Origin of the sequence: Fortiea sp. LEGE XX443, from assembly GCF_015206815.1 — a bacterium.
Lineage (GTDB): Bacteria > Cyanobacteriota > Cyanobacteriia > Cyanobacteriales > Nostocaceae > Nostoc_B.
Genome location: NZ_JADEXZ010000135.1, coordinates 1 through 6,036, shown reverse-complemented (window position 1 = coordinate 6,036; position 6,036 = coordinate 1). Strand labels below are relative to the sequence as shown.

At 42.5% G+C, this 6,036-nt stretch carries 4 protein-coding genes; 3 read left to right on the top strand and 1 reads right to left on the bottom strand.

What is annotated here, in order from left to right; translation table 11 throughout:
* Positions 1–152 precede the first annotated feature (152 nt).
* The 3 genes from IQ259_RS27415 to IQ259_RS26490 all read left to right on the top strand — a co-directional run bounded on the left by IQ259_RS27415 (position 153) and on the right by IQ259_RS26490 (position 1,481).
* Positions 153–308: a hypothetical protein gene (locus tag IQ259_RS27415; RefSeq protein WP_228014807.1), complete on the top strand. Its 156-nt coding sequence runs from the start codon at positions 153–155 to the stop codon at positions 306–308.
* Positions 309–310: 2 nt separating this feature from the next.
* The gene (locus IQ259_RS26495; RefSeq protein WP_193888964.1) at positions 311–970 is read left to right on the top strand and encodes an NERD domain-containing protein; all 660 of its coding nucleotides are present in this window, start codon (positions 311–313) and stop codon (positions 968–970) included.
* Positions 971–1,070: 100 nt separating this feature from the next.
* Positions 1,071–1,481: a hypothetical protein gene (locus IQ259_RS26490; RefSeq protein WP_193888963.1), complete on the top strand. Its 411-nt coding sequence runs from the start codon at positions 1,071–1,073 to the stop codon at positions 1,479–1,481.
* A gap of 99 nt (positions 1,482–1,580) precedes the next feature.
* Here the strand turns inward: IQ259_RS26490 and IQ259_RS26485 are convergent, their stop codons facing one another.
* Complete coding sequence (locus IQ259_RS26485) at positions 1,581–5,648, bottom strand: hypothetical protein (RefSeq protein ID WP_193888962.1); 4,068 nt, start codon at positions 5,646–5,648, stop codon at positions 1,581–1,583.
* Positions 5,649–6,036 lie beyond the last annotated feature (388 nt).

The following is a 6,036-nucleotide window of genomic DNA, read 5'->3' as shown; positions in this document are numbered from 1 at the left end:
GCCCCGTTCCCCCTGCCCCCTGCCTCTAATAAAAGTATATATTTATATTGCTATTCTAAACTGGCATTGTGCGATCGCCAGTGGGCGGTTACGCCATTGCACACCTCCCGCATCTGCTGACATTCGCCATCTGAATAATGGAGGAGCTTGAGATGATCAATTCTCACAGTGTACTAACCATCCCACGCTGTCACTTTACCACTGAACTCGCCTATATGGCTAACTCAGCCACCACTTTTACCCCTGAGTCCATAGCAGAAAAACGCTTAAAAGTTGGTATATTTTTTTACAAAAATACTGAGGAATAATTGTGCCAAGAGCAGGTGTAAACGTTAGGCGATTAGCTTTACAGCGCAGAAAAGGTGCAATCTTACTTTTGATTGGAGCCTTATGTTCGATTGCTGTTCCTTTTTTGGCTTTATTTATCCTGCCAACAACTCCGGGATTAGTCACCTTGATTTTGATTGCTTGCTTAACAGGTGCATTTATACTTTATAAACAGGGACAGAACTTATGGAGTCTAGCTAATCGAGCCGACCAAGGAGCTAGTGGAGAAGAAAATGTTGCTCAACTTTTGAAAGTTTTAGAACGTCTTGTTTGGAAAATCGAGTACAACATTCGTCTTCAACATTGGGGCGATGCTGATGTATTTTTGCTTTCGCCTCATGGTAATTGTTTTGTAGTCGATATCAAAACTAATAAGGGTGGAGTATTTTTTGATGGGTCTGTTCTGAAACAACGCTATGGTAAGAAGATTCATGATTTTGCCAACAGAAAAGTTTTATTGAGAGCAGTTAAAGGACAAGCTGCTGCGGTTAAAAACTTGAAACAACTTAGCTATGTCCAGCCTATTATTTGTTTTACCCAAGCAAATCTGGACGAAATTACACAACAACAAAAGATTAAAGGTGTTTATGTGGTCAGCACCGCTAACCTTGTTAACTTGCTCCAACAATTAGACCGTAACTAACCTGAAAATGTGTTGTAATCTGCAAATTATCAAGACTAAGTTGGTGTATTCAAACAGTGTTGTCTGCTCGTCCCACCTCATCAATATTAATATTATGATTATGAACATCGACCGATTGCAGGAACTCAAGCAAAAATTGACAAATGAAGCAGACTTGTCCAATATCTGGTTATTTTATATGGACAACTTTGCGGATCATTCGGAATTTACTGAACTGGGTGAGCCTACTTATAATAAATACCTAGATGGTGTCATTCACAAAACTTGTCAACAAATGTTTGGCAGAGCAATAAAGATTACTGACTTTTTTCCGATCTACATTGCAAAGTATCATTTATTCCATGCCCCTTTCCAAGTTGAACGACGTATTGGGGGTATGATTTATTTTGAGGATATAAAAATTGGGTTAATTGCAGTGTCAGCAGATTATCCTCCTACCGATGTGGTTAAGTATTCACGCTTTTCTGAGATATTTCAATTGCCGACACCTAATCGCAACGATCTTAACTGAGATCAGGGCAACATAATTTTCTCAAATTATTGCCACATCTCATCTTGAGCCACTTTGTCACCCGTTAAGAGTCGAAGTATTGCGAATTGGTATAACAGCCTACCACAAAGGCACATGGGCAAGATTAACCGTGTATGGCTCCTCCAGAGATTGCTGGGTGCTGGCTTTCACTGCTTCCAGATAGTGACGTAGGGCTAATAATTGCTGAGAATTGGGACGATAGCTGAGATTACCTTGTTTTTCAAACAGTGGCACAGATGCGATCGCCTGATAATCTAAATTCTGATATGAATTCTGGGTGAGCCATGCTGATTCTGGTGGTGATGGTATCAAACCTGTTGGTAATTCTCCTTCTAAGAATGCTAGTAACCGTTGCTGGCAAATACTAGTATTAATTCCCCGTCCCTCAAACAACTGGAGAACTTCATTAAACGATAAGCTACGCTCTGGTAACAGCCGCAGCAATTCTGTAAACAAAAAATAATCGGTGTACTGTTGTCTCGCTTCTTCTAAAATCTGGGGATGCAGGGGTAACATCGCCAAACCATAAGCAACTCGGCTGCAATTAGGTGCGCCATTTTCTCCAAGATATGAATCTTGAATAATCTTGGCGTTGGGAAGTTTTTGCTTTAACCAATGATGGACAACTTCTAAAGACGCTACCCCACCAGTCATAATGGCTTGATTAATTGCTTCTGTGGGGATACCCCGCGCCACTAACAACTTATTCAGTTCGCGGTTCAGCCTTCGTACAAAAGGAACGAAGACCTGATTTTCTAAGTCTCGCCGTTGCAATACCCACTGTTGGTCTGCCAATACCAAGGTAAAATTTTCCTGGTGTTGCAAAATTAACTTCAAAGCGAGGGCCGACTCTAGCACAGCTTGTCCTAACAGCGAACTTTCGAGCCGCTGCTGCAAACGAATCCGCACGCCTATATCTGGCTCTCCGGCTCTCGGTAAATCTAATTTATCTAATCCCAAACTTTGCCACTGCATTTGGTCAACATCAGGAAAGGCTGGTTGCCAATGCCAAGGATTACTAGTGTTATTTTGACTATCTTCTTGATTATTTCTACGTAATTGCCGATATTTAGGCGGAATGAGCAACTGACAAATAATATCTTGTTCGATACCCTTGCTGGCGTAGGGAAAACTGTGGAGCATGAAATCTTGGTGTGCCAATTGCAGCAGATTTTCGGGGATATCAACCAAAGCCATTTCGGTTGCAGTTGCGCCTAGGTTCATCACCAAAGTATTACCTTGCAAGGAATCAGTGGTTTTGACTGGTTGCAAACCTTGACGATCGCTCACTTGAATGATTTCGCCATTACTTTTATCGAATAAACTAATTAAACTGGCGATCGCTTCTTCAACAAAAAATACTTGCTGGGGATGTGAGATAATTTTGCTCGTCAGTAAAGCTTCCCGGACATTAAATCTATATTGTTCTGACCAGCTAGATGGGCAAGTGCAAATCACGCCAGCGATATTACTCACAATAGTGTGGAATATTGGCTGATTAATTCCCACGGCTGTAGCTACTAAACCTTGCGTTGTACTGAGGCGATCAGATTTTAGCGTTAAAAGTAACTTAGAGAGCGATCGCACCACCCAAATTAATGGCCCCGCCGAAAATTCATTGAATTGCAGCACAGGTTCCCATTTTTGCTGTTCACTTTTGTAGGGGATAGCTACATGTAAATAAGGCTTTAACTGTGCTGAATAATGACTACCTTTGTGGTTAGAGGCTTTTTTCTGAGCCGCTTCACTTTCCCCTTGCGGAACCGAAGCATTCGGTAGATAAACTTCCGCTGGTAAGCGAAATGAATGTTGAAAGGAAGTAGCTCCCGGTATATTTTCTGCTGACCAATATATTGGATAAACAACCAAATTGGAACGATTCAACAAAGCCGCAGAAATTCCCGTTGTTCCCAAATCAATTCCTAAATACCAAACCGAATCATGCACATCGACCGGAATTTCTGTCTGATTTCCTGAACTGGAACCAGCTGTAAGTTCCTTTTTTTTTTCGTTTGCGGGACTAAAATTTAAATCAGTTTCCGTTTGTGGTAATGATATGGGTGCAACCGGTGGTACAGCCGGACGCGAACTAGCTACATTTGGTATCTGGTCTACTGTTTGAGGATTAAGAAAAGCCAGATTCTGCGGTTCTTGGCTATCCTCAAAACCGTATACATCAGGTAACTGGTAGTTGAGCAACTCATCAAAATTGGCTAAATCTTGATTCAATTGCTGCAACTGTGCTTCATTCAAAGAAATTTCTGGCAAATTTGCCGACGCTATCTCTTCTGGTGCAAGCAAATTCTCCTGTGGAGAAGCGGCGATGTATGTATCTGATAATGGCTCCTCTTCCTCAGCCTTGACCGCGACATCTGGACTTGGTTCATCTAAAGTGAGTCCTATTTCTGCGGGAGACAAACCAGGCCATAATTGCTCTTCACTACTTGCATCTGCGAAAAGTTCACTCAGGGAGGTAATTGTATCAGCATGATCTGGCTGCACTGGAACACTGTCACCGATTGAAGGAGAATAGCTGAGTGTAGTGCTTAGTGGTTCAGGCTCTTCCTCAAAAAATAACTCCTGTTGAAAATCTGAGGATAAATCTGTAAATAAGGGCGGATTAGTTGGTGTTGTTTGAGGCTGAATATTGCTCGGTTCTAAAAAACCTGCATCCGACTGAGTAAAGATGGAGTCTGGCGGTGCAGGTGGCGTGTCAATGATATTCAAGAGTGAAAAATCTTCTGTGACAACTGCGGCTGTTTCTTCTTCTCCCAGGGGAATGTTGGGATGTGCAGTGTCATTGACATTTGGAGAAATATCCAGCGTTGGCTCCTGGGGGGTAATATCAACACTCCCTTGAGGAATAGAACTGATATCAAATAAACTCGCGTAAAGTTGATCTACCTCATCAGTTAATTCCAAACTACGGGGGGATAAATCACTGAGCATCCCAAAGACTTCGGCGCTGGGTATTGGTGCTGGCGAATTTAATGGTTGTTCAGAATCCTCCAGCAAATTTTCCCACCCTTCAAATCCCTCTAGTTCTATAGGAGTAGTCAGGGTATCCACTGGTTGAGAAATATTACCAGTAAGTTCAAGCAGCATTTCATCCAAATCATTAGCCGCCACATCTGAGACAAATTCGACTTCTGGCGGTGGCAATTCTAATGATGGTTCAATAATGGTAGTGACTGGTTTGATAGTTTCTAGAGTAGCAGCATCTTCTCTAGTTGGGAATGGCGATCGCGGTGGTGTCTCTTTTTTCGTCTCAACAGCCGCAGATTGAGTATTGTTAGACTGTTGTTCCAAATGCTGGGTCAAATTGTTAAGGAAACTTACCATCAACTGTTCGCCTTGCAATCCTGTACTGTGCATTCTTGCCAGTGCTTGGGACAAGGATTCGTGATAAGTATTAATGTTGCGCTGTAATGCTTCAAAAACAATGTTCACAGTCCCATCTAGAGACAATAAACGTTGATCTAATTCTTTGGCAAACTGAGTTAACCGTTCTACCTGTGCCGATGATTCTAGTGAAGGCAAAGTTGTAGATGAGTTTAGTTCCGTACTATTTTGATGATTTGTACTCACATAATTGGGCTCATTTGCCGCATTCTCTCTGATATGCGGTGCGACAGCCGGGACAAGGCGGCTCATTAGTACCTGCAAAAACTCCCCAATTATCTGCTCTTGATTTGCCAACTGTTGACTCAAAGAGTAATTTTGCAGTCGCCTCTGCTCCAACTGCCTAATTTCTTGCATCAGTGTAGAGCGTTCTTGCAACAGCGCTGTTAATTCTGCTTGTAGTGGCTGGATTAATGTTGCTAATTCACTTTTTAGTTGGCTGCTAAAAACACTGTTTTGTTCTTGTTTAGATTGAGATTGCTCTACTGAAGCCGGATTATTAACTTGTTCAGCAAATTTCGCCAACAAAGGTGATGGTTGTATCTGTCCAGTTGTCTGGGGAGCGTTAGCTTGTGAATCCTCAGTTTCTTTTAGCTTGACCAGAAAGTTACGAACTCGTTCTAAAACCTCTCTGGCTTCTGGCGCTTGACCAGACAGCAACTTCGGCAGTCGCTTACCATTGTTAGTTAGTAAGTTATCAATGTCTGCGATCAGTTTTTGAATTTCATCAGCGCGGGAAGTCACTTTGAATTACCTTAGCTAGAACTGGATTTTAACTTGGGTGAGAAATTGACACTTATCAAAATTACCAAAGGTAGCAACTGCCCCTCAGACTCCTGAAGGCAATTATAATAACCAGGCATCGTGAGAATTAGCTAGAGCGCTAATTGAAGTACAAGGATACAAAAAATATTCCGTAGTTGTCAGCCAAGGTGGTTTAATAGGCACTTTGCCCTTTTACCATACAGGCGATGTTACAGCCTCTCTGACTTCACGAGCAAAAACGTGAAAAAAGCAGGGGAGCAGGGAGCAGGGGAGAAAAACCACCCACAAGGGGTGGGGCTTCCCTACGGGACGCTACGCGAACAACCAAGGGAGAAGAGGAGCAAGGGGGCTTTTGCCCACAAGGGGC

Coding starts and splice junctions, on each gene's coding strand:
- IQ259_RS27415 (WP_228014807.1), top strand. CDS start 153: ATGATCAATTCTCACAGTGTACTAACCATCCCACGCTGTCACTTTACC.
- IQ259_RS26490 (WP_193888963.1), top strand. CDS start 1,071: ATGAACATCGACCGATTGCAGGAACTCAAGCAAAAATTGACAAATGAA.